Below are 22988 nucleotides of genomic sequence, written 5' to 3' on the forward strand. Positions count from 1 at the left end.
TTCGAGGAGTCCCTCTTAGCTGGTCACGCCCTCAGCGTGCGCTGCGGCCGCGACGGCTTCCGCAACTGCGGTCGCCACGCGAGGGTCGAGTGGGCTCGGAACAATCTTGTCCACGGCCAACTCGTCGCCGACCACCGACAGGATCGCCTCGGCGGCAGCGAGCTTCATACCTTCGGTGATGCGACGGGCGCCGGCGTCGAGCGCGCCCTTGAACACACCGGGGAAGGCAAGCACATTGTTGATCTGGTTCGGGAAGTCACTGCGGCCGGTAGCCACGATCGCCGCGTACTTCGACGCGGTCTCGGGGTGAATCTCCGGATCCGGGTTCGAGAGCGCAAACACGATCGACTCGGGAGCCATCGACGCGATGAGCTCCTCGGGGATCTTGCCCGCCGAGACACCGAGGAAGACGTCCGCTCCGGCCAAAGCCTCGACGGCACCGCCGTGGACACTGCGCGGGTTGGTGCGCGACGCCAGCTCTACCTTGATGTCGTTGAGGTCGCTGCGCTCGCTGGAGATGATGCCTTTCGAGTCGAGCACGACGACATCGCTGATACCGGCGGCGAGCAGGATGTTCGCACACGCGACACCCGCTGCACCCGCACCGGAGATGACAACCTTGAGTGTGGTGATGTCGCGGCTCTGCACCTTCACGGCGCCCTTGAGCGCAGCGAGAACCACAATCGCGGTGCCGTGCTGATCGTCGTGCATGACGGGGCAGTCAAGTGCCTCGATGACCCGCTTTTCGATCTCGAAGCAGCGCGGCGCCGAGATGTCCTCGAGGTTGACCGCGCCGAAGCTCGGACGCAGACGGATCAGAGTCTCGACAATCGCGTCGGGATCGGTGGTGTCGAGCACCAGCGGGATGGAGTTGAGTCCGGCAAAGCTCTTGAACAGAGCGGACTTGCCCTCCATGACGGGCAACGATGCGCGGGGTCCGATATCGCCCAGACCGAGAACCGCCGTGCCGTCACTGACGACGACAACCAGTCGGTTGGTCCACGTGTAGCGATCGGCAAGGGTCTCGTCAGCGGCGATGGCGCGGCTCACCTGAGCCACACCCGGCGTGTACGCGATCGACAGAGCGCGCTGCGTATCGAGCGGCGCGGTGGTCTCGACCGACAGTTTGCCACCGACGTGAGCGGCAAAGATTTCTTCGTCGGTCAGCTCGACCTTGGGTACGTTGATGGCTTCAGTCACAAGGGACACAATGACACTCCTGATATGACCAGCCGCACTCGGGGCTGGGTTACTGGGAAGTAGTGATCTGACGGCCGAAACAGAACGTTAGCAACGGTCAGAGTCTTTTCTTCCGTGAACAACTGCAGAGAAGAAGAGCATTCGGGTGCGCAAGAAAGTTGGCCGCAATACATCCGAAGCGTCATGGTGTTGGGCGGGTGAGCCCTGGCAGATCCATGCAATTTCTTCATGGCCGGGCTGTGGCGCCGCCTACGAAGTCCCTCCAGTTTGCCACCTGCGCGCGATCACAATCAAATCCTTCGGTCCCTAACCCCACCACTGCGTCACCAGCAGCACCCCGGCAGTTACGAGCACAACCACGGACGCGGCTATTGCGGCAACGCCGCGGCGACGGTCACAGAAGATCTGTGCGGCCAGCGCCACTACCGACGCCACGATGTGCGCGGTGATCGATGTGGTGCCCGGTCCGGGAAAGCCCCGATTGCCTCCCAGATACGCCGACGCGATCACCACGACTGTGAGAACAACGATTCCAGCCGCGACGGTCCCACTGAGCGCACGCAGACCACGAATCAACGCCCACTGCTTGGTGTCCGGAGCATCGTAGTAATCGTCGTAGCGGTCGTCGTAGTCGTACGAGTTGTCGTAGGCATTGTCGTCCCGGTATGCGTCGTAGCTGTTGTTGTCGTAACCGTTGTTGTCGTAAGTCACGATCTACGCTCCCGTGATGAATCCGCGGACGGACTCCGCGATGAGTTGAACGGCGATGGCGGCAAGCAGCAAACCTGCGATGCGGGCCAGCAGCGAGATTCCGCCAACACCGAGCACACGGATCAAGGCGGTCGAGAATCGCAGCACTATGAACAGAACGAGGTGAATCGAGATGATCGCCAAGGCGATCGCAAGGTACGACGCCGCGTCACCGTCTGCCTGGGCGACAAAGACGATGACCGCGGCGATCGCGCCGGGGCCGGCCATCATGGGCGTTCCCAGCGGAACCAGGGCCACGTTGACGTCGTCGGCGCCCTGCGGACGGTTGGACGTCTTGCCGGTGAGTAGTTCGAGAGCGATCAGCAGAAGGAGCAATCCGCCGGCGCCCTGCAATGCGGGTATGCCGATGTGCAGATAGTTGAGGATTGCCTGCCCGCCGACCGCGAAGACGGAAATTACGGCGAGCGACACTGCCGGTGCCTGCCACGCCGCGCGGTTACGGTCTGCGCGGTCCTTGCGGCCGACCAGGGACAGGAACACCGGAATGACTCCGGGTGGGTCCATGATGACAAAGAGGGTGATGAAAACCGTGAGGTAGAGCGTCGTGTCCAACATCAGTGTTTCAGCACCTCGACGCCTGTTGCCGCCGACATCAATTCCTCGAAGTCGGCGGGGTCGGTGAGCTCGTCGCCGAGGTCGATCGTCTTGTTGTCTCCGTGGTAGTCCGATGATCCGGTCACCGCGAGGCCAAGTTCGCCGGCCAATCCACGAAGGAGAGTCCGATCTGCGGGCGCATGATCCGGGTGATCGACTTCGAGTCCGCCGAGTCCGGAGGCCGCCAGATCGCGAATGTGGCCTAGGGCGAGAACACGACCACGGGTGCGCGCACGACCGTGAGCGATCACCGTCACTCCCCCGGCCGCTGCGACCAGTTCGACGGCGTAGTCGATCGGCGTGTCGTATTTCGGGACGTCGTAGCGCCCGCGGGTTGCCAACAAGTCCTTGAAGGCTTCACCGATGCTCGAGACCACGCCGGCCCGCAGCAGAGCCGCTGCGATGTGCGGACGCCCCACAGAAGGACCAGCCGACGCGAGGATTTCGTCCGGGTCGATCGGCAGCCCGTCGCGGGCCATCAGAGTCGCCATCGTGCGGATTCTTTCGACCCGTTCGCCGCGTAGCCGCTCGCGTTCCTTGGCGAACTCGGGGTGGTCCGGGTCGAACAGGTACGCCAGGAGGTGCACCGCGACCGGCCACCCGTCCTCACCTTCGCCTTCACACGACATTTCCATGCCACGGACGAGTCCGAGCCCGGCAGGCAGTGCGCGCTCCGCCTCCGCCCAGCCGGCGGTGGTGTCGTGATCGGTGAGCGCGACAACGTCGAGTCCGGAGTGGGCAGCAGCGCGCACCAGTTCGGCGGGGGTGTCCGTGCCATCTGATGCGTTTGAGTGGGTGTGAAGGTCTATTCGCACCGCTCCAGTCTGTCAGCAATCCGCAAGACCATCTCGCTCCGGTCGATTGCCTGAGATCCTGACGTACGATTGCGCGGCAGCAATAGTGCGCTTCGCCTATCTGCGGAGGGAGTAGACACAGTGCCGTCACTACCGAACTGGTCGAACGGCAAATCAGCTCCGCCACCGTTGCCGAGGATTCCCGTCCCCGCAGCTCGTGCCATTGTGGATTGTGCTGTGTACGTGGACGGCACCAGGCTCCCGGGAAAGTTCACTCACAACGCCGCTCTCGATGAAGTGCGCCGACGCGGAAAGGGATTCGTCTGGGTTGGGATCCATGCTCCCGACGAATCCCAAATGCAGGACGTGGCAAAGACTTTCGGCCTACACGAGTTGATGGTCGAGGATGCCGTCCACGCACACGAGCGACCCAAACTCGAACGCTACGACGACGTCATGTTTCTCGTCCTTCGAACCGTTGTCTACGTTCCGCACGATTCCGTGGAGACGGCTAACGAAATCGTGGAGACCGGCGAGATCATGGTGTTCGTCGGTCCGGACTTTGTCGTCACTGTTCGGCACGGTGACCATTCCGAACTGGCGAGTGTCCGCAAAGCCCTCGAACAGCTACCCGAGCGTCTCGCCATGGGACCGTGGTCCGTTCTCCATGCCATCACCGACCACGTCGTCGACACGTACCTGTCGGTGACACAACTGGTGGAGCAGGACGTCGACAACATGGAAGAGTTGGTGTTCAACCCACGTAACAGCGTGGCGGTTGAGCACATCTACCTGCTGAAACGGGAAATCGTCGAACTTCGACGGTCGGTCACCCCGCTCGGCATGCCACTCCTGCAACTGACACAACCAGCAGGCGGGTTGGTCCCCAAAGAGATCAGACGCTATTTCCGCGACGTCCGAGACCATCACACCATCGTCTCCGAACGCATCTCCGAGTACGACGAAGTACTGAGTTCGCTCGTGGACGCTGCTCTGGCAAAGATCGCGGTACAGCAGAACACCGACATGCGCAAGATTTCGGCGTGGGTGGCGATCGCGGCGGTGCCGACCGGAATCGCCGGCATCTACGGCATGAATTTCGAGAACATGCCGGAACTGGGCTCGCAATACGGATATCCGATGGTGATGGTGTTCATCGCATCGGTGTGTGTCGGGTTGTTTTTTCTGTTCCGCCGAAACAACTGGCTCTAACTCTGTACTTAGCTACAGTCCAAGCGGACAATGAGTTGTGGGTACCAACACGCATCACGTGTACCCGCGGGCCCCTCGCATCGAAATCACCGCACCCGAAAAATACCTTGCCACAAGCAAATTCGGAGGAGCTACGATGCCTACAGTTGAGCAGTCAGTAATAGTTTCGCGCGCGGTTCCGGAAGTCTTTCAGTACCTCAGCACCGCTGAGAATTGGCCGAACTGGGACAACTCGATTGTCGAATCCCGGCAGATCACGGATGGCCCGGTAGGAGTGGGGACCCGCTGGCAGGGGGCCAGCCGAATACTGGGCAAGCGCATCGACTGGACCGCCGAGTTCACGGAATACGATGCGCCCAAGCGAACTTCGGCGAAGTCTGTCAAAAGCCCGGTCGCTTTCACGCTGACCACTACGTGCGAGGAAGTCGAGAAGGGCACGCGCGTCACCTATCGACTCGACAGTGAAAGTGGCCTTGGCGGAGTGTTCGGCAGAATGGCAGACCCGCTTGTCACCAAGGCATTCGGCCGATCCCAGCAGGCCAGCCTGGAGAATCTGGCCGACCTTCTCGATAACGAAGCCGCACAATAAGATCGGAGCGACACGGCAGTTAGAGCGACACGGCAGTTAGAGCGACGCCGCCGCTCGGTGCGGATCTCGGACGTCGATGCCCGCCTCAGCCCAGGCTTCACGTAGTGCACCTGCACCGCGCAGACGGACCCAGGCTGCTTCGGTTCCGGTTATGGGGACCACGGCGAGGAACCGAACCGGATCCATCGGCTCGGGGAGCGTCAGATCTTCAATCCCGCTGTCACTGAGAAGGACTGCAGTAAAAGCTGCGCCCTTCCACAGGGGCTCCCCGAGGTCGAGCAGCGCATCGTCGAGCAACACGATGCCCTCGACCGACGGGGCCGCCGCCAGAACAGCCAAGGTGCGCGCGATTCCCGACGCAATACCGGTGCCGCCGCGCAGCGAGAGCACCAGTTCCGCCCGGGGTCCGCGTGTGGGATCGGCGACCAGATCACCCGGATCGCCCATGGGGTGCCGCGAGCACCCCAGTGTTGCGTAGTGCACCACTGAGTCGGGAGATTCGAATCTGAGCACGTCCAGCGGCTCGACACCCAGGAACGTCACCGAGGCCGCAGCCGGCTCCGGCCCCTCGATATTGGCAACGAGGTGCGCGCGGACGGAGGACACAACACTGTCAGACACGCGTCCATCTAAGCACCATCACGGCGCTGATCGCAGCGCAGAGGCCGGGGCGCTTCAGAACGCCTGTTTTGCTAGGTGAGAATTTCGACGGATATCTCGTGCTTGGAGATCGTCGGATGCAGAAATCGCAGCAATGAACGCGCTTCCCTCTCGATGGATGACATGGCGGTTTTCGACTGCTGCGAAAACAGTGACACCGTCAATCGCGCGGTATCACCTTTCGCGGATTCTGCGGCGAATCCCACAACCTTCCCTCGTACCAGCACGGCGGGTTTGATTATTCCGTTCACCGTGAAGACCCGAGTTCGGTACTGCTCATCCATGATTCGCGAGCGATCCGCATGCGAGAGCAAAATGTTGTCGAACGGAGCCAAGATCCGGACGGGTGGTGTGCCGTCGTCCGGGCGTGGAGCGCCTGGCAGGTCGAACAGTTCCGTCCCCTTCTCGTTCACGAACGTCATCAGGTTCGGACGTAGTCGCTCGAAAACCTCTGCCAGCCTGGTTAATCCCGACCACGCCTGGGCGTCCTTCACACTCGCCGGACCGAAGGCAGCGAGATAGCGCAACACCAGGGCGTCTGGAACAGGAGTCGAATCCAGCTCTGTGCCCAGCCAACTCTCCAGCGTGGTCAACGCGGGCGGTCCCGATCTACCCCACAACCCGCGAGGCGGTACCTGGACCATCGGCAAGAGTCCCCTGATCCCGTGCGCGAGTCCTTCCGGAGAGCGCCCTGGAAAGCGTTCGGCCAGAAGCGGCCTCATCTGCATCTGCGTAAGTGGCCCCTCGGAAACAAGTTCGCGGCCGGCCTGCGCAAGAGCGGCCAGATCCATTCCGCTCAGCGCCGCCCGGTGCGCGGTGTTGGTGTGCAGATCACGGTCCATAATCGACTGAACCGTGCCACGGAAGGATGCGGCATCAGCGGCCGACATCACAAATACCGTTCCGCGCATCGCAACCAGACGCACCACCTGCCGACGCTCGATCAGTGTCGACAACTCTTCTGCCGCAAAGTTTTTGACACGGGCCCACAGAGCAAGGTACGGCGGCGTCGGGGCCTGCGCCTGCAGACCGGCCAGGTGTTCGACGGCCGCGAGGGCAGTGACGTCAGCCCGCTCCAGCAGGAACTGACGCGCAAGGGTCGCCCGACCGAGGGCGCGATCGGTCAGTACACGCGTCACGGTTCCCTCGCGCTCACCGTGCACTGAACCGATCAGATCGCGAGCTTCGCGAGGAGATCGCGGGCAGCCTCGGCTGTCTTCGGCTCACACAGCACGTCGTACCGACCGGCCACCAACTGCATGGTCGAGGCAAAATCTCGCTGGCCGCGCGTCGCTGCGTACGGGATGGTTGTGGTGATCACGCCGAAGATGATGCCGCCGACGATGCCCGTGATCAGTGGCCCGATGAAGCTGGTCGTGAAGAGACCCAGGAGAAGGCCGAAGAACACGCCCAGCCACGCGCCGGACACCAGACCGCCGCCGATCACCTTGGGCCACGTGAGCCGGCCGAGAACCCGTTCGACCTGCATCAGATTCACACCGACGATGGTGACGTCCTGGACCGAGAATTCCTGATCGGACAGGTAATCGACGGCGCGCTGCGCCTCCGCGTAGGTGGGGTACGACCCGATCGGCCAGCCCGAAGGTGGTGTCGGCAACGCTCCACGGCGCGACCCATTCGGCGATTGTGCGAGCGGATTGGACATGGGTGATCGTGCTCCTTGTTTCGGGCGCGTCATCCGTGACTGAACAACGCGAGACATACAAACCTATTGTGCCCTTTACCTACCCGATTTGTTCGACCACAGCTGATCAGGCGTGTTCTGGTGGAGTGAATTCCGTTGTCCGGGCCATACCCGCTGCCCGGCCTTTCGCGGAAATCACCAGCGCCATCTTGCGACTTGCCTCGTCGATCATCTCGTCGCCGAGCATCACGGCTCCCCGCCCACCGCCGGCCGCGGAGGTGTGGAATGCGTAGGCGTCCAAGATCAATTCAGCGCGATCGTAATCTGATTGCCTCGGGCTGAACACCTCGTTGGCCGCTTCGATCTGAGTCGGGTGCAGTACCCATTTGCCGTCGAAACCCAATGCTGCAGTGCGGGCAGCGCTGCGCGTGAACGCCTCGACGTCACGAATCTGGAGGTACGGACCGTCGATGGCCTGAACCCCGTGCGCCCGCGCAGCCATCAGAATGGTCATCAGGATGTGGTGATAGGCGTCACCACGGTCGTAGCCGTCCGGCTGCTCTCCGACCACCAGGGTGCGCATGTTCAAACTCGCCATGAAATCTGCCGGCCCGAAGACCAACGCCTCGACCCGCGGGCTGGCCGTGGCAATCGCATCGATGTTGGTCAGGCCGATCGCGTTCTCGATCTGGGGTTCGATGCCGATTCGTCCCACTTCGAGGCCGTTGGCCTTTTCCACCTGAGTCAACAACAGATCAAGTGCCTGCACGTGGCTCGCATCGGGAACTTTGGGCAGCAGAATCGCGTCGAGGTGAGCACCCGCCCGGCCGACAACCTCGACAACATCGGCGTACGTCCATTCGGTGGTCCAGTCGTTCACCCGAACCACCTTGACCTGCTTGCCCCATCCGTCCTCGGCCAGCGCGTCACCGACGGCTTCGCGTGCGGCCTGCTTCGCCAACGGTGCGACCGCGTCTTCGAGGTCGAGGAAGATCTCGTCGGCCGGCAGTCCCTTTGCCTTGTCGATCATCTTGCGACTGCTGCCGGGAACGGCGAGAACTGATCGGCGGGATCGGTTACGTGATGTCATCTCTTTTGAGTGCCCTTCAGAGGTATCGACTCGTACGTTTTCGGCGTCTCTGTTGCAGATAATGACGCGTGAGGAATTAGCCTTGCAATCATGGCAGCAGCAGGCAAGGTATTTGCAGCCAGGCTGGCCGGCCTGGTTGTCCTCGGCCCCGACGGTGAGTCGATCGGGCGAGTGCGTGACGTCGTGATCACCGTCCGCATCGGACGCCAGCAACCGCGGGTGCTCGGTTTGGTGATCGAAATGTTCACGCGCAAACGCATTTTCGTGCCGATGTTGCGTGTCACCGCGATCGAACCGGGTGCCGTCACACTGACGACCGGCAATGTCAGTATCCGGCGATTCACCCAGCGCCCCGGCGAAGTTCTCGCTCTTGCACAGGTACTCGATTCACATGTGCGAGTGGACGACCCGGAGTTGACCGAACTCCACGGCGTCGACGCCGTTGTTGTCGATCTGGGTATCGAATCGAGGCGCACCCGCGATTGGGTGGTGTCGAAGGTAGCGGTCCGTGGCCATCGCGGACGCCTGGGACGCCGGGCCGCGATCCACATCGTGGACTGGCAGCACGTCGCCGGACTTACCCAGAGTGACCTGTCACTGCCGGGGCAGGGCGTCGCCCACCTGCTGCTGCAGTACGAGGGCATGCGTCCGGCCGACGTCGCCAACGCGATGCGTGAACTTCCGGAGAAGCGCCGACACGAGCTAGCCGTAGCTCTCGACGACGAGCGTCTCGCCGACGTCGTGCAGGAACTACCTGCCGACGATCAGACCGATCTCCTCATGCACCTCGAAGTGGAACGGGCGGCCGACCTCCTCGAGGCGATGGACCCGGACGACGCTGCCGACCTCCTGGGCGAGTTGCCCGAAACCGAAGCGGAATCGTTGCTGCAGTTGATGGACCCGCAGGACTCGGAACCGGTGCGCCGACTCCTCGAACACTCCCCCGATACGGCTGGTGGTTTGATGACGCCGGAACCGGTGGTACTGACGGCGTCGACCACGGTGGCGGAAGCTCTCGCCCGGGCTCGCAATTACGACGTCACGCCCGCGTTGTCCAGCATGGTATTCGTCGTCAGACCGCCGACGGCCACGCCGACCGGACGCTACCTCGGGTGTGTTCATCTGCAGAAGTTGTTACGTGAACCGCCGGCAAGCCTGGTCGGCGGAATTCTGGACAGCGACCTACCCAGTCTCGGCGCCGACGATTCGCTTGCTGTCGTGACGCGATACTTCGCGACGTACAACCTGGTGTGCGGACCGGTGGTGGACGACGAGAACCACCTGATCGGCGCGGTCACCGTCGACGACGTTCTCGATCACCTTCTGCCCGAGGACTGGCGCGAAGACGATTCCGACGACGAGGGGTTGGTCCGATGAGCGATCGGTCTTCCAGCGCCCGTCAGCGCCTAGAGACTCCCCGTGGGAGTCGGCGGTTCCACATCGACTTCGATGTCGAAGCGGTGGGCCGGGTCAGCGAGCGTATTGCGCGTTTCCTCGGCACGGGTCGCTACCTGGCGATTCAGACGATCATCGTCATCGTTTGGATCGCACTGAATGTCTTTGCGGTCAGCTTGCAGTGGGATCCCTATCCGTTCATCCTGCTCAACCTGGCGTTCTCGACGCAGGCCGCGTATGCGGCACCGTTGATCCTCCTGGCCCAGAATCGGCAGGAGAACCGAGACAAGGTCTCGCTCGAAGAGGACCGGATTCGCGCCGAACAGACCAAAGCCGACACAGAGTTCCTCGCCCGGGAACTCGCTGCTCTGCGTATCTCCCTCGGCGAAGTCGCGACTCGTGACTATCTGCGACGCGAACTCGACGAGATCAAATTGCTCCTCACCGCCGAACACGAACCGCCCCAGAAGAAGAAGCATCGCGAATCAGGTTCCTCGAAAAAGAGTCTCGACAGCCGGGATTCTTAGCTGAGGGTTTACTGAGTTTTGCTGCATAGACCGAGACCGATATGTAACGTAAGTCACAGACTCTTATATATATCGGTGGGTACTCCGAACCCGGGCTACCAGCAAAGGGGAATCGTGCGCGTACGAGGATTGATCGCAGCGTCCACGCTACTGGGGGGCCTACTCGCGGCCACCGGACCGGCAGCCCTTACCGCAGGTAGTGCCCCTGCAACGGGATCACCGATACCCATTGCGCTCGCAGGTAACGCCGTGAACGCAGCGGACAGCCCCGATTTCCTTCCGACACCTCGCACGGTGCGAACGCAACGATCGGCACCACCGAGCACTACCGCAACAACCACCGCACTGGACCCCGCAGCCGCAACAGTTGTCCTGACCTCACTGGGCATCCCCGAGATCGTCCTCAACGCCTACCGCTCCGCGGAACTGGTGATGATGACGGAGGCACCAGGCTGCGGCGTCCCGTGGCATCTTCTGGCCGGTATCGGCCGAATCGAATCGGGCCATGCCAACGGTGGACGCACCACCCCTGTCGGCACCACTGTGACGCCGATCTTCGGCCCGGTGCTGGACGGCCGCCTGGCCGGCAACCAGATCATCACCGACACCGACAAGGGCCTGATCGACGGCGACCCGACCCACGACCGCGCCGTCGGCCCCATGCAGTTCATTCCGTCGACGTGGGCGCACTACGCCAGTGACGGCAACGGCGACGGTGTTACCGATCCCAACAACGTGTTCGACGCGGCACTCTCGGCGGCCAAATATCTCTGCAGCGGCGGGCTCGATCTCCGCAACCTCGATCAGGAGACCAAAGCCGTTCTCCGATACAACAATTCCGCGGCGTACGCCGCAAACGTGATCATGTGGTCGACGGCGTACAAGAGTGGAGTCCTCCCGTCCGGATCGCTGCCGTACACCGGCGGAATCAACACCGGGAGCATCAACGCCGGTAGCTCCGACGCCACGTCCACTGCGGCCATTCTCGCTGCTGCGGCGGCAGTCGATCCGACGGCCGAGAAGAAGGACGGCGATCAGGCAACGTCCGCAGCTACTCCCGCGCCACTACTCCCCGGCCTGCCTGACATGCCGGCACTCTCGCCGGATCTCCAAGCGCTGATCCCACCCGGAGTACTCCCCACCACACCGAACCCGTCAGCACCCGGGCTGGCCTCACCCGCCGCGCCCGGTCCTGCCACCAACCCACAGGCTCCGACCGGACCGATCATCCCACTGCCCGTACTCACGTCACGCGGCCTCGTGTGGCCGATTCTGACGCCGACAGGCTGGACGTGGCCAGACGACATGTGCGTGATCCTCCCGGATCCCGTAGCACTCGCGCAGTTGCAGCCCGGAATCCACCTGCCGTGCGCCATGCCGACCGCTGAGGCGTCGACCACCGGGCCGGCCCCCGCCACCGACGCCACGACGGCAACTCCGTCGTCCGTCCCGGCGACTACATCCGACGCCGCGCCCGCTGCCGTGGCGCCCTCACCCGCTGCCGCACCGGCACCCGCGCCCGCACCCGCACCCGCACCACTGCTGCCGGGTTTGCCGTTCATGCCCGTCGCATAACGGTCACGTCGCGATAACGCTCGCGCCGGAAAAATCACGATTGAACTGCGTCGACGGCACAGATCTGCCCACTTAGATCACGGTTGAGTAACGGAAGTGCAACAAATCAGGTAGCCTCGATTCCGTCATTGAACGGAAAACCCCGATTTCGGGGTCCAGGAGGCAGTAACAGTGGGTCGGCACAACAAGAAGACAGATTCGCACATCCGTCGCAACTCGGTCATCGCGCTTTCCGGCCTCATTCCTATCGGTTTGGTTACAGCAGCGAACTCCGCCGGAGCGGCATCCGATATGCCTTTCGTCAATGCCGCCAGCGCCGAAACCGCCGTGGGGTCACTCGAGACCCCAGCCACGCAGGAGCCGCAAGCTCAGATCCTTCCCGTCGCCGACCTGGCCGCAGCGCCGGTAGTTGCCGAGCCCGCCCCGCTCGCACCGGTCCAGGCCACACCCCCACTGCCCGCTTCGATGGCCGAAGGCGCCCTCGGCATCCCCAGCGTGAGCGTCGCCGCCTATCAGAACGCCGAGCGCATCCTCGCTGTCGAGAACCCCACCTGCAACATGCAGTGGACCCTGATGGCAGGAATCGGCCGCGTCGAATCCGGCCACGCCCACGACGGCAAGGACGCCGACGCAAACGGCAACCTCTTCGAACCTGTCATCGGACTGCCCCTCAACGGCAGCCTCCCCGGCCAGGCCGTGATCATGGACACCGACGGCGGCGCACTCGACGGCGACACCGTCTACGACCGCGCAGTCGGCCCGATGCAGTTCATCCCGTCCACGTGGACGCAGTACGCCGGCGACGGCAACGGTGACGGCATCTCCGATCCGCAGAACCTCTTCGACTCGGCACTGACCACCGGAAAGTACCTGTGCGACGGCGGTTTGAACATGCAGGACCTCACGCAGGCCGCCAAAGCAATCCATCGCTACAACAACTCGGCTGCCTATGTCGCCAACGTCCTGGCCTGGACTGCCGGTTACTCCACCGGCATCGTGCCCGCCGCATCGGACCTGCCTCGCATTCACTGATCTGCCGACACCTACCATGGAGTCATGTCCGCACTGACCGAGTCCGACGTTCGCTCCGCGCTCGCGCGAGTTCTCGACCCTGAGATCCGCAAACCCATCACCGAATTGGGGATGGTCAGGAACATCACGCTCGCGCAAGACAACAGCGTCGACATCGGGATCTACCTCACCACCGCAGGGTGCCCGATGCGCACCGAGATCACCGAGCGCGTCACCAAGGCAGTTGCCGACGTCGCCGGTGTTGGTGCCATTCGCGTCGAACTCGACGTGATGGACGACGCGCAGCGCACGGAACTTCGCAAGTCGCTGCGCGGCGACTCCGCCGAACCGGTGATCCCCTTCGCCCAGCCCGGCTCTCTCACCCGTGTGTACGCCGTCGCCTCCGGCAAGGGTGGCGTCGGAAAGTCCAGTGTGACAGTCAATCTCGCGGCGGCACTAGCAGCACGCGGCCTGTCCGTCGGTGTTCTCGACGCCGATATCTACGGTCATTCCATCCCTCGTATGCTCGGTACCGACGCCAAGCCAACGCAGGTCGAGAAGATGATCATGCCGCCCGTCGCGCACGACGTGAAGATGATTTCCATCGCCCAGTTCACTCAGGGCAACACCCCAGTCGTGTGGCGTGGCCCGATGCTGCACCGCGCGCTTCAGCAGTTCCTGGCCGATGTCTTCTGGGGCGATCTGGACATCCTTCTGCTTGACCTTCCGCCCGGAACGGGTGACATCGCCATCTCGGTGGCCCAGCTCATCCCGAGCGCCGAGATTCTGGTGGTCACCACTCCGCAGCAAGCAGCCGCCGAGGTTGCCGAGCGCGCCGGTGCCATCGCACTACAGACCCGTCAGCGTGTTGCCGGCGTCGTCGAGAACATGTCGTGGCTCGAACTGCCGGACGGCACCCGCATGGATGTCTTCGGAACGGGCGGCGGCCAGACGGTATCCGATCGCCTCACCAAGGCAGTCGGCGCGAAGGTTCCGCTGCTCGGCCAGATTCCGCTCGATCCGTCGGTTCGCGAAGCCGGTGACGCCGGCACGCCGATCGTGCTGAGTGCACCGGAGAGCGCTGCCGCGAAGGCATTGACGGAGATCGCGGACAAGTTGGCCGTCCGTCAGCGCGGACTCGCCGGAATGTCGCTCGGCATCAACACTGTGCGCAATATGTAGCGGGTTGCGCTCAGGTTGCGTCGAGGTCGACCGGTGGACGCTCTCCGGCTGCGAGAGGCTTGTCCTTCGTGAGTGACATCGGTTCCTGAGCGCCACTCTGGGGCTTCACACCGCTGCCGCCCTGGGGCTTGACACCGCTTTGGGACTTCTTGTCGAAGTCTCCGGTGAAGAGGGAGTCGTCTCCGTCGAGAAGATGCTGGGTGATCACAGCGCGCGGGGTCATCCCGCGCAGCTTGTTCAGATCTGCGAGTGGTTTACGCAGATCCTCGAAGTCGGTGCCCAGTTCTTCCTTGAGCTGATTCTGGGCTCCGGAAGCATATTCACGTACCTGCCTCAGTGATCGTGTAACCCAGGAGACCGCGCCCGGAAGCCGCTCAGGTCCCAAAATGACCAGAGCCGCTACGAGGAGGATCATGAACTCGCCCCAACCGATGTTGCCAAACACAGGGCAAGCCTACTGTGTGTCCGGTTGTTGCGCGCAGGTCCGGATCAACCTCACAGCAACCTCGTAGGTTCTCTCAGTCCGAAACCGGCGTGACCGATATGTCTACCTGGCGTCCCTCGCGGATCAACGCGACGTTGACCGGCTGACCGATCGACGCGGCGTTGACCGCCACAACAAATTCGTCGGCGCCTGTCACTTGCCTGTCCCCGACCTTGACGATGACGTCACCCTCGACGATTCCGGCTTGTTGCGCCGGGCTTCCGTCACGGACGTTGGCGACCGCAGCACCACTGGTGGCGTCGTTGACGACGGTGCGAACATTGACGCCGATATCCGGGTGGCGTACCGAACCGTCTCGAATGATGGCCTGCGCCACCTCGGTGACCGTGTCGATCGGGATCGCAAAACCGAGACCGACGGAACCGCCCGATTCGCTGAGCATCGCGGTGTTGATGCCGATGACGCGGGCTTCCGCATCCACCAGAGCGCCACCGGAATTGCCGTGGTTGATGGCCGCGTCTGTCTGGACGGCGTCGATCACCGCGTTGGTATCGGTGCCCTCTCCGGACAACCGCAACGGACGGTTCAGGGCGCTGACGATTCCGCGTGTCACAGTCTTGCTCAAACCCAACGGGGAACCGACGGCCACGACGTCGTCACCTACCTGGACGTCTTCGGAGCGTCCGAGTTGTGCAACCGTCAGATTGCTCGCCGACACCTTCAGCACCGCGAGGTCCGTCTTCACGTCGCGGCCGACAATCTGAGCGTCGGTCTTGGTGCCGTCGGAAAAGATGACCTGGATCCGAGCGTTCTGGGCCGGCGGAGCGGCCGAGGAGATCACGTGGTTGTTGGTGACGATGTATCCCTTGTCGTCGATCACGACGCCCGAACCGGTGCTTCCCTGATCGCCGACGGCAACTTGGATGGAGACAACGGACGGCAGCACCGCGTCGGCGACCTTCGCGACATCGGATTGCGGCTGTTCACCACCGCCGGACTGCACCAACGTGACATGTGAACTGGTGAGGGAACTTCGGTCGGCGGTGATCACCGTCGCGAGCAGTCCGCCCACCAGGGCAATCACAAGTGCCATTCCGGCGAGTGCAGCCAGCGCGGATGGCGCGACCTTACGCCCGAACAGTACGTCTCGGACATCCAGTTTCGGTGCGGGAGGCAAACTTTCGGGTTGGGTTTCCTGCGCGGGTGAACCAAGAGCCACCGACGACGCCGGATCACGCCACGGGTCGTTCGGGACTTCGTCTTCGGGTTCGGATTCCGTGTCGGCTTCGGGATCACGGCCGATGGATTCCGTGGCGCCCTCGGGGCGACCGAACGCCTCTGCGAGAACCGGATCGGGCGAACCGACTACAACACCGGGCGTCTGAACGCTCCGGGCAGCTGCCTGGGAGAAGGAACCGTCGACGCCGCTCGGCCTACTGAATGCCTGCTGCGACGCCGGATCGATCTGTGGCCGATACACCGGGCGGGGTTCCAGAACAGGCGCGTCTGCCGGTCGATCCACCGAACCGTTTGCCGAAGTAACCGAACCGTTCGCCGAAGTATCGGTATCCACGCCGGAATGCCCCCTCTGTCCGTCAGTCACGCGTTCCAGTATCACTGATCGGCGGATGCACGGCGTCGCTGACTGGGCCGAAAGGACAGGTCATTTACGCCAGCGGCGTGAAAGGCGTTTGCCGATCGCGCCGAAACCGGCGTCCGATCCCGGTGAGGTATCGGCAGTATTGGTCGTGCAGGTCGGAATTGCGCTGAGCAGACCGACAAGCGACAGTGGCATCGTCATCTCGCCGCTCCGCCGGAGCGCACCACGGGCCTGTTGCTGTGCATCGACCGCAGCCGTGCATTCAGCACACAGGGAGATGTGGTGTGAGGCCCGAAGATAGGCCTGCATGCGAAGTTCTCCGTCGACGTAGGCGGCAATTGCCTCACTTGCCAGGTGTTCGGTCGAACCGAACTGGCGGGGTGCCCGCGCCTCCGTCATTCGTCCCTCCAGATGATTGACCAACGTTCCCCCGTCAGACGCCGACACGTTCGGAATCACCGGCGCGTTGTGCTGCTGCCAGATGATCGCGAATCGCTTGTCGTCCACGGTGGATACGGCTCCGAACCGTTCCGAGCTTGACTCCCAGTGTGGCACCGATTTCCTCGTACGACAGACCTTCGATGTCACACAGCACAACAGCGGCCCGGAAATCCGGTGCCAAGGAGTCCAGTGCGGCCTGAAGATCGGCGTCGAGACGGGCGTCGTGGTAAATCTGCTCGGGGTCCGGACCGGCCGACGGTACGCGGTCGTAGTCCTCCGGGAGCGCTTCCATGCGGATGCGGTTGCGTCGGCGAACCATGTCGAGGAACAGGTTGGTCGTGATGCGGTGCAGCCAGCCTTCGAACGTGCCCGGCTGGTAGTCGGAGAGGGAACGGAACACACGAATGAACGTGTCCTGGGTCAGATCTTCTGCGTCCTGCGCGTCGCCTGACAGGCGGTACGCAAGGCGGTACACGCGGTCACCGTGTTGGCGGACGAGTTCGTCCCACGACGGCATGGCCGACTTCTCACCCGTTGCGTCGAAAACAGCAGTACCGATCAATTCGGAATCCACAGCCGATTCCGTCGTCATTACTTCCGACTCTCGAGGGCGAGGCTCGTCGTTGATCTGGAAAATAAGTGGATCCTCCTGGTCTTTTCGCACCGCGCGGTCAGCTCACGTGATGATTCGAACAACCGAACACCGAGGCGTTTTGTTCCCGGATCACCTTTGATCAGCTCATCCATCGCCGCCGGATGTTCCGTGCACTTCCGGCGATGTAGATACCCTCTCGCACCGCGGTGTGCATGCCATATGAAGAGGCTGAGGGATTCCTGAGAATCTGTCAGGGTGCGCGCCTTGCAGCGTCAATGCGACCGGCCCGATAACCTCATGAGCGTGACCCACGCCGAACAGATACTCCGCCACGTCGAGGACGTTGTTTCCGAGGACGAGATTTTTACCGCGGCGCGGGACCGAGCGTTGGACCTCGGCACCGCACCCGTGACGCCCGCAGTCGGCGCGACACTGGCGATGTTCGCCCGCATGCTCGGCGCGAGGACGGCGGTCGAAGTCGGTACAGGAGCCGGTGTCAGCAGCCTGTGGTTGCTGCACGGTATGCGCGACGACGGTGTCCTGACCACTATCGACAGCGAACCCGAGCATCAGCGCGCAGCCAAATTGACGTTCCGTGAAAGTGGAATCGCTCCCGCTCGCACCCGGTTGATCAACGGCAATGCACTCGACGTGTTGCCGCGCCTCGCCGACGGTGGATACGACTTGGTCTTCGTCGATTGCACCCCGGTCGATCAGCCGCACTACGTGCGTGAAGGTATCCGGTTGCTGCGTCCGGGCGGTGTGATCGTGCTGCACGACGCTCTTGCGGGTGGTCGCGTCGCCGACCCGTCGGCCCGTGATGCCACGACGGTGGCCGTCCGCGAAGCCGCCAAGGCCATCGCGGACGACAAGCGTCTGGTACGGGTGTTGCTTCCGCTCGGTGAAGGGCTGCTCTGCGCCAGCAAGCTCTAGCTAGATCCAGACGCCTTTACCGATTGCGACGACTCCACCGGAGCTGATCGCAAATCGTTCGCGGTCTCGTTCGAGGTCGACGCCGATGATTTCGCCGTCACCGACAACAACGTTCTTGTCGAGGATGGCTCGGCGCACGACTGCTCCCTTGCCGATGCGCACTCCTGGCATCAGGACGCTTCCTTCGACGGTGGCGCCGTCCTCGATCATCACGTTCGAGCTGAGAACCGAGTTGCGCACCGTGGCGGCGGACAGGATCGATCCGGCGCCGACTATCGACTCCTGAGCTAGGCCGCCCTTCACGAACTTGGCCGGTGCCAGGTTCTCGGTGGCGCCGCGGATGGGCCAGCGGCGGTTGTACAGGTTGAAGATGGGGTGGACGGAGACGAGGTCCATGTGTGCGTCGTAGAAGGCGTCGAGGGTACCGACGTCGCGCCAGTAGCCGCGGTCGCGGTCGGTCGCTCCTGGAACGACGTTGTCCTTGAAGTCGTATACCGAGGCTTCGCCGGCTGCGACGAGGGCGGGGATGATGTCGCCACCCATGTCGTGATCGGAATCGGAGTTCTCGGAGTCGGCGCGGATGGCGTCGACCAATACCTTCGTGGTGAACACGTAGTTACCCATGGAGGCAAAGGTGGAATTGGGGTCGTCTGGGGTGCCGGGCGGATGAGCCGGCTTCTCGAGGAACTGCGTGATGCGCCCCGACTCGTCGCTGTCGATGCAACCGAAGGCAAACGCCTCACTGCGCGGCACCCGGATACCGGCGACGGTCACTCCCGCACCGGAGTCGATGTGGTGCTGCACCATCTGCTCGGGGTCCATGCGGTACACGTGGTCGGCGCCGAACACCACGATGTACTCGGGGTCTTCGTCGTAAACGAGGTTGAGCGACTGCAGGATTGCGTCGGCGCTGCCGGTGTACCAGCGCGGCCCGAGTCGCTGCTGCGCCGGGACCGGGGTGATGTACTCACCCGCAAACCCGGACAACCGCCACGTCTGCGATATATGTCGGTCGAGTGAATGCGACTTGTATTGCGTGAGCACACAGAGACGCAGATAGCCCGCGTTCACCAGGTTGCTCAACACGAAGTCGATCAGTCGATAGGCGCCGCCGAACGGCACCGCTGGTTTAGCTCTATCCGCCGTCAGCGGATAGAGACGTTTGCCCTCGCCCCCGGCGAGCACGATTCCAAGCACATGCGGCTGGCTTCTCACACGCTTAACCTATCCGCACTCCGGTGGTCCCGCTAGCGAAGCGGGCCGCGACACTCTCGAAGTGCGCCGGCCGGTAGCCGGATCGACCACGGGCGGTTAGGTTTAGCCGGTGCGAGTCGCGATGATGACCAAGGAATACCCACCGGAGATCTACGGCGGTGCAGGCGTGCACGTCACCGAGCTGGTCGCTCAGTTGAAACGGCTCGTCGACGTCGACGTTCACTGCATGGGAGCGCCGCGCGACGACGCGATCGTCCACTCCCCCGATCCCGCGTTGGACGGCGCCAACCCCGCGTTGACAACGCTGTCCACCGAGCTTCGGATGGCTGCGGCCGCAAGCGGTGTCGATATTGTCCATTCCCATACCTGGTACACCGGACTGGCCGGGCATCTGGCGTCGGCGCTCTACGACGTCCCCCACATTCTGACCGCGCATTCGCTCGAACCCCGGCGTCCGTGGAAGGCCGAGCAGTTGGGCGGCGGCTACCGCGTCTCGTCGTGGTCCGAGCGCACGGCCGTGGAGCATGCCGACGCTGTCATCGCGGTCAGTGCCGGAATGCGCGCCGACGTCCTCGACGCGTACCCCTCGCTCGATCCCAGCCGTATCCATGTGGTTCGCAACGGGATCGACACGAGTGTGTGGCATCCCGGTCCGGCCGGAACCGGCGAAGCGTCTGCGTTGACGGCGATCGGCGTCGACGTCAGCCAACCGATCGTGGCGTTCGTCGGCCGCATCACACGTCAGAAGGGCGTCGGCCACCTGATCGCGGCGGCACACGATTTCGACCCGTCCATCCAGCTTGTCCTGTGTGCTGGCGCTCCCGATACACCGGAAATAGCGGCCGAGACGGAGCAGGCAGTAGCGGCCCTCGCCGCGCACCGCGGCAACGTATTCTGGGTTCGCGAGATGCTGCCCACCGAACAGATCCGCGAAATACTTTCGGCCGCAACAGTCTTCGTTTGCCCGTCGGTGTACGAGCCGTTGGGGATCGTCAACCTCGAAGCCATGGCCTGCGAAACCGCTGTTGTCGCTTCGGATGTGGGCGGAATCCCCGAGGTGGTCGACGACGGCGTGACCGGGCGACTCGTCCACTACAACGCGTACGAGCCTGCTGCCTTCGAGGAATCCTTGGCCGCGACGGTCAACGAGGTTGTTGCCGACAAAACGGGTGCCGACGCGATGGGGCGGGCCGGCCGGGTCCGCGCCATCGAGCATTTCTCGTGGGCCGAGATCGCCAGACAAACCATCGACGTCTACGACGACGCGATCAGACGCCGCGGTTGACCTTGCGGTAACTGGAGATCGTCGCAGACGCGGTGATCGGTGTGAGTTCGGGCAGTTCCGCTACCGAGGCTTCGAGTTGCTGCGCCGTAAGATGCCGCGCGGAAGGCCCCATGCCCACCAGATCGAGAACCTCGTCGTGCGTGAGGTGCATGGTGAACTCGACGCCCTCGGAGTGTTCACGCTCGAACAGTCCGGCCATGGACGATCCGAGCCGTTCCACTTTCTTGTCGTCGACGCGAACCATGCCGAGCAACTCGATCAGCTCACGCAGATGCCTGTCCGTGGGCGTCAGAACCACGAGAACGCCCTCGTCGGCCAGAACGCGGTGGGACTGCTCACCGTTGCGCGGAGCGAACACACAGAGCACGTGAGAGAGCACGCCGTCACGAATCGGCAAGGGCTGCCACACGTCCGCGACGATCGACCCGATTCTGTCGTGGACCTTGGCTGCTCGCCGGGCCGCGAATTTCGAGACGTCGAGGGCGATTCCCCGAGAATCCGGGAGTCCGCTGATCACATGCTCGAGATATTGTCCTGTGCCGGAACCGATTTCAACAATCCGCGCCGGGTCGACGCCCCCTGAGCGAGCACACGCCGCCGTAACCGCTTCCATCAACGGATCAAAATGCCCACTACCGAGCAGCCTGGATCTGGCCGCAATCATCTCGGCGCTGTCGCCGGTGAATTTGGTGGACCCACCACTGATCAGGGAAACGTAGCCCTGCCTGGCGATGTCGAATCGGTGGCCTCGGGCACATTCGAGGGCGCGGTCGATCAGATCGAGTTCAAGACTGCACTGCTGGTCCACATAGCACTGCGGGCACGCCAGCAGATCGATCACTTCGGCAAGCACACAACTGCCCTTCCGGCTCGACTCGTACACGCGCCCAGACCAACACACACTTCAGGCCCCGCACCGAAGATCGGTTGCGGAGCCTGGGTGCATTTCCTACCTGGACCCGACTAGCTGGTGACGTTTGTAAGTTCCACACCCAGCGCAGCAGCTTCATCCGGGGTCAGCTCGACGACAAGGCGTCCGCCACCCTCGAGTGGAACCCGCATGACGATTCCTCGTCCCTCTTTGGTTGCTTCGAGGGGACCGTCCCCGGTCCGGGGCTTCATGGCCGCCATCCTCTGCTCCCTCCAGATCTGCGCTGCACTTCACTGCGCGTCGACAAAACGGTGCGCCCCGCCAACGATCAGCGAGGCTCGTAGCCTCCATTGTTCCCTATCCGCCCCCGAACCGGGAATCTGAGTCACATTTACGCGTGTCCGCACTACTACGGCACTACCGGTGGAACCCAACATTCGGCAATGTGATCGTCAACCATTCCAGTGGCCTGCATGAGCGCATATGCCGTGGTAGGGCCGATAAACTTGAAGCCCAGCCGTTTGAGTTCCTTGGCCATGGCGGTTGATTCTTCGGTGATAGCGGGAACGTCTGCAATTGAAGCGAGTCGTGCGGTGCGGCGGGGCGGTGCAAACGACCAGAGCAACGCATCAAGATCCAATTCCGGTGAATTCACGAGAACCCGCGCATTGGAAATTGTTGCCTCGATTTTGGCCCGATTGCGAATTATCGAGGAATCCGCGAGCAAGCGGTCAACGTCCGCTTGGCCGTATTCGGCGACCTTCCCGGGAACAAATCCGTCGAAGGCCGATCGGAAAGCCTCACGCTTTCGCAAAATCGTGATCCACGACAAACCTGATTGAAATGCTTCGAGTGCGAGTCGCTCGAACAGGGCGTCGCGACCGTGGAGGGGTTGCCCCCATTCCTGGTCGTGGTAATCGCGGTACAGCGTGTCTCCAGGTGATTCGATCACCCAGTCGCAGCGAACAATTCCGTCAGACATCTTCCGGGCGCTCACTCACGGCCGCCGCCTCCGAGCCACTCACGGCCGCCGCCTCCTGGCCCTCCACTTCTGGGGCAGCATCCGACCTTGCTTCCAATTGCGCACGGAGAGAGTCGATTTCCATCCCAAGCCGATGCAGGGCCCAATCCACCTCACTGGCCTTGTACCCGCGCAGAACCTGCTGAAATCGCAATGCGTCGACGTCGGCGCTTGTCACACCTTCCGCGGGAAGCACAGCCGCTGTAGTGCCGGGAGGAAGCGGCGGCAGTTCTTCCGAGCGCCCGAATACTGCACTCGCGGCAAGGAAAATCATCCCGCCGACAAGCGCCATGACAATCAGGTACAGGAGGATCGTCAACATGCCCCGATACTCCCA

The 22988-nt window shown here is 62.9% G+C and carries 26 protein-coding genes; 9 read left to right on the top strand and 17 right to left on the bottom strand.

The features are described from left to right. Window positions 1-15: 15 nt before the first annotated feature. The 4 genes from KYT97_RS27825 to KYT97_RS27840 form a co-directional block, all read right to left on the bottom strand. Window positions 16-1209 (bottom strand): NAD(P)-dependent malic enzyme, encoded by a 1194-nt coding sequence (locus tag KYT97_RS27825; RefSeq protein WP_092807254.1) that lies wholly within the window; start codon window positions 1207-1209, stop codon window positions 16-18. Window positions 1210-1506: 297 nt separating this feature from the next. After that, window positions 1507-1911: a hypothetical protein gene (locus KYT97_RS27830; RefSeq protein ID WP_219111318.1), complete on the bottom strand. Its 405-nt coding sequence runs from the start codon at window positions 1909-1911 to the stop codon at window positions 1507-1509. Between the two features lie 3 nt (window positions 1912-1914). Beyond that, complete coding sequence (locus KYT97_RS27835) at window positions 1915-2529, bottom strand: MarC family protein (RefSeq protein WP_165826381.1); 615 nt, start codon at window positions 2527-2529, stop codon at window positions 1915-1917. After that, the gene (locus KYT97_RS27840; RefSeq protein ID WP_033234423.1) at window positions 2526-3380 is read right to left on the bottom strand and encodes a PHP domain-containing protein; all 855 of its coding nucleotides are present in this window, start codon (window positions 3378-3380) and stop codon (window positions 2526-2528) included. Before KYT97_RS27840 ends, KYT97_RS27835 begins: the two co-directional genes overlap by 4 nt. A gap of 120 nt (window positions 3381-3500) precedes the next feature. Here KYT97_RS27840 and KYT97_RS27845 point away from each other — a divergent pair, with 120 nt between their 5' ends. Beyond that, a complete protein-coding gene (locus tag KYT97_RS27845) occupies window positions 3501-4571 on the top strand; it encodes a magnesium and cobalt transport protein CorA (RefSeq protein ID WP_045069510.1) in 1071 nt (356 codons plus the stop codon). 136 nt (window positions 4572-4707) lie between these two features. After that, the gene (locus KYT97_RS27850) at window positions 4708-5160 is read left to right on the top strand and encodes an SRPBCC family protein (RefSeq protein ID WP_141486248.1); all 453 of its coding nucleotides are present in this window, start codon (window positions 4708-4710) and stop codon (window positions 5158-5160) included. A gap of 36 nt (window positions 5161-5196) precedes the next feature. On the opposite strand, the gene KYT97_RS27855 is transcribed toward KYT97_RS27850, so the two are convergent. The 4 genes from KYT97_RS27855 to KYT97_RS27870 all read right to left on the bottom strand — a co-directional run bounded on the left by KYT97_RS27855 (window position 5197) and on the right by KYT97_RS27870 (window position 8555). After that, entirely contained in the window at window positions 5197-5781 is a 585-nt protein-coding gene (locus KYT97_RS27855) for a suppressor of fused domain protein (protein ID WP_033234425.1), read from the bottom strand. Window positions 5782-5852: 71 nt separating this feature from the next. Then, the gene (locus KYT97_RS27860) at window positions 5853-6959 is read right to left on the bottom strand and encodes a winged helix DNA-binding domain-containing protein (RefSeq protein ID WP_219111320.1); all 1107 of its coding nucleotides are present in this window, start codon (window positions 6957-6959) and stop codon (window positions 5853-5855) included. Between the two features lie 32 nt (window positions 6960-6991). Next, the gene (locus KYT97_RS27865; protein WP_033234426.1) at window positions 6992-7486 is read right to left on the bottom strand and encodes a YflT domain-containing protein; all 495 of its coding nucleotides are present in this window, start codon (window positions 7484-7486) and stop codon (window positions 6992-6994) included. Window positions 7487-7592: 106 nt separating this feature from the next. After that, window positions 7593-8555, bottom strand: a complete 963-nt coding sequence (locus tag KYT97_RS27870; RefSeq protein WP_033234427.1) for an HpcH/HpaI aldolase/citrate lyase family protein — start codon at window positions 8553-8555, stop codon at window positions 7593-7595. A 90-nt stretch (window positions 8556-8645) separates the two neighbouring features. On the opposite strand from KYT97_RS27870, the gene KYT97_RS27875 reads away from it, so the two are divergent. The 5 genes from KYT97_RS27875 to KYT97_RS27895 all read left to right on the top strand — a co-directional run bounded on the left by KYT97_RS27875 (window position 8646) and on the right by KYT97_RS27895 (window position 14245). Then, window positions 8646-9932 (top strand): magnesium transporter MgtE N-terminal domain-containing protein, encoded by a 1287-nt coding sequence (locus KYT97_RS27875; protein ID WP_141486249.1) that lies wholly within the window; start codon window positions 8646-8648, stop codon window positions 9930-9932. Beyond that, window positions 9929-10477, top strand: coding sequence for a DUF1003 domain-containing protein (locus KYT97_RS27880; protein ID WP_045069506.1), 549 nt, complete (start codon window positions 9929-9931; stop codon window positions 10475-10477). Before KYT97_RS27875 ends, KYT97_RS27880 begins: the two co-directional genes overlap by 4 nt. Before the next feature lie 114 nt (window positions 10478-10591). Beyond that, on the top strand, window positions 10592-12052 hold the full coding sequence (locus KYT97_RS27885; RefSeq protein ID WP_245005941.1) for a lytic murein transglycosylase: 1461 nt from the start codon (window positions 10592-10594) through the stop codon (window positions 12050-12052). Window positions 12053-12223: 171 nt separating this feature from the next. After that, window positions 12224-13084 carry a lytic transglycosylase domain-containing protein gene (locus KYT97_RS27890; protein ID WP_092807244.1) on the top strand — a complete coding sequence of 287 codons (861 nt, stop codon included), beginning with the start codon at window positions 12224-12226 and terminating at the stop codon, window positions 13082-13084. Window positions 13085-13108: 24 nt separating this feature from the next. Beyond that, window positions 13109-14245, top strand: coding sequence for an Mrp/NBP35 family ATP-binding protein (locus KYT97_RS27895; RefSeq protein ID WP_033234431.1), 1137 nt, complete (start codon window positions 13109-13111; stop codon window positions 14243-14245). Window positions 14246-14255: 10 nt separating this feature from the next. Here KYT97_RS27895 and tatB read toward each other — a convergent pair whose 3' ends face one another. The 4 genes from tatB to sigE all read right to left on the bottom strand — a co-directional run bounded on the left by tatB (window position 14256) and on the right by sigE (window position 17323). Then, the gene (gene tatB, locus KYT97_RS27900) at window positions 14256-14690 is read right to left on the bottom strand and encodes a Sec-independent protein translocase protein TatB (RefSeq protein WP_033234432.1); all 435 of its coding nucleotides are present in this window, start codon (window positions 14688-14690) and stop codon (window positions 14256-14258) included. A gap of 73 nt (window positions 14691-14763) precedes the next feature. Beyond that, complete coding sequence (locus KYT97_RS27905) at window positions 14764-16263, bottom strand: S1C family serine protease (RefSeq protein WP_095888539.1); 1500 nt, start codon at window positions 16261-16263, stop codon at window positions 14764-14766. Window positions 16264-16353: 90 nt separating this feature from the next. Beyond that, window positions 16354-16689 (bottom strand): anti-sigma factor, encoded by a 336-nt coding sequence (locus KYT97_RS27910; RefSeq protein WP_033234600.1) that lies wholly within the window; start codon window positions 16687-16689, stop codon window positions 16354-16356. Window positions 16690-16723: 34 nt separating this feature from the next. After that, the gene (gene sigE, locus KYT97_RS27915; protein WP_033234434.1) at window positions 16724-17323 is read right to left on the bottom strand and encodes an RNA polymerase sigma factor SigE; all 600 of its coding nucleotides are present in this window, start codon (window positions 17321-17323) and stop codon (window positions 16724-16726) included. A gap of 300 nt (window positions 17324-17623) precedes the next feature. On the opposite strand from sigE, the gene KYT97_RS27920 reads away from it, so the two are divergent. Beyond that, complete coding sequence (locus KYT97_RS27920) at window positions 17624-18259, top strand: O-methyltransferase (protein WP_033234435.1); 636 nt, start codon at window positions 17624-17626, stop codon at window positions 18257-18259. On the opposite strand, the gene glgC is transcribed toward KYT97_RS27920, so the two are convergent. Next, window positions 18260-19474: a glucose-1-phosphate adenylyltransferase gene (gene glgC, locus KYT97_RS27925; protein ID WP_033234436.1), complete on the bottom strand. Its 1215-nt coding sequence runs from the start codon at window positions 19472-19474 to the stop codon at window positions 18260-18262. 109 nt (window positions 19475-19583) lie between these two features. On the opposite strand from glgC, the gene glgA reads away from it, so the two are divergent. Next, window positions 19584-20759 (top strand): glycogen synthase, encoded by a 1176-nt coding sequence (gene glgA / locus KYT97_RS27930; RefSeq protein ID WP_033234437.1) that lies wholly within the window; start codon window positions 19584-19586, stop codon window positions 20757-20759. Here the strand turns inward: glgA and KYT97_RS27935 are convergent. The 4 genes from KYT97_RS27935 to KYT97_RS27950 all read right to left on the bottom strand — a co-directional run bounded on the left by KYT97_RS27935 (window position 20743) and on the right by KYT97_RS27950 (window position 22973). Continuing rightward, window positions 20743-21612 (bottom strand): putative RNA methyltransferase, encoded by an 870-nt coding sequence (locus KYT97_RS27935; protein WP_116102060.1) that lies wholly within the window; start codon window positions 21610-21612, stop codon window positions 20743-20745. The genes glgA and KYT97_RS27935 overlap by 17 nt on opposite strands. A gap of 110 nt (window positions 21613-21722) precedes the next feature. After that, window positions 21723-21890, bottom strand: coding sequence for a DUF3117 domain-containing protein (locus KYT97_RS27940; RefSeq protein WP_003945169.1), 168 nt, complete (start codon window positions 21888-21890; stop codon window positions 21723-21725). Window positions 21891-22039: 149 nt separating this feature from the next. Continuing rightward, window positions 22040-22612 carry a DNA-3-methyladenine glycosylase I gene (locus KYT97_RS27945; RefSeq protein ID WP_095888537.1) on the bottom strand — a complete coding sequence of 191 codons (573 nt, stop codon included), beginning with the start codon at window positions 22610-22612 and terminating at the stop codon, window positions 22040-22042. Continuing rightward, window positions 22605-22973 (bottom strand): DivIVA domain-containing protein, encoded by a 369-nt coding sequence (locus KYT97_RS27950; protein ID WP_219111322.1) that lies wholly within the window; start codon window positions 22971-22973, stop codon window positions 22605-22607. Before KYT97_RS27950 ends, KYT97_RS27945 begins: the two co-directional genes overlap by 8 nt. Between the last annotated feature and the right edge of the window lie 15 nt (window positions 22974-22988).

Source organism: Rhodococcus globerulus, assembly GCF_019334125.1.
Lineage (GTDB): Bacteria > Actinomycetota > Actinomycetes > Mycobacteriales > Mycobacteriaceae > Rhodococcus_F > Rhodococcus_F globerula.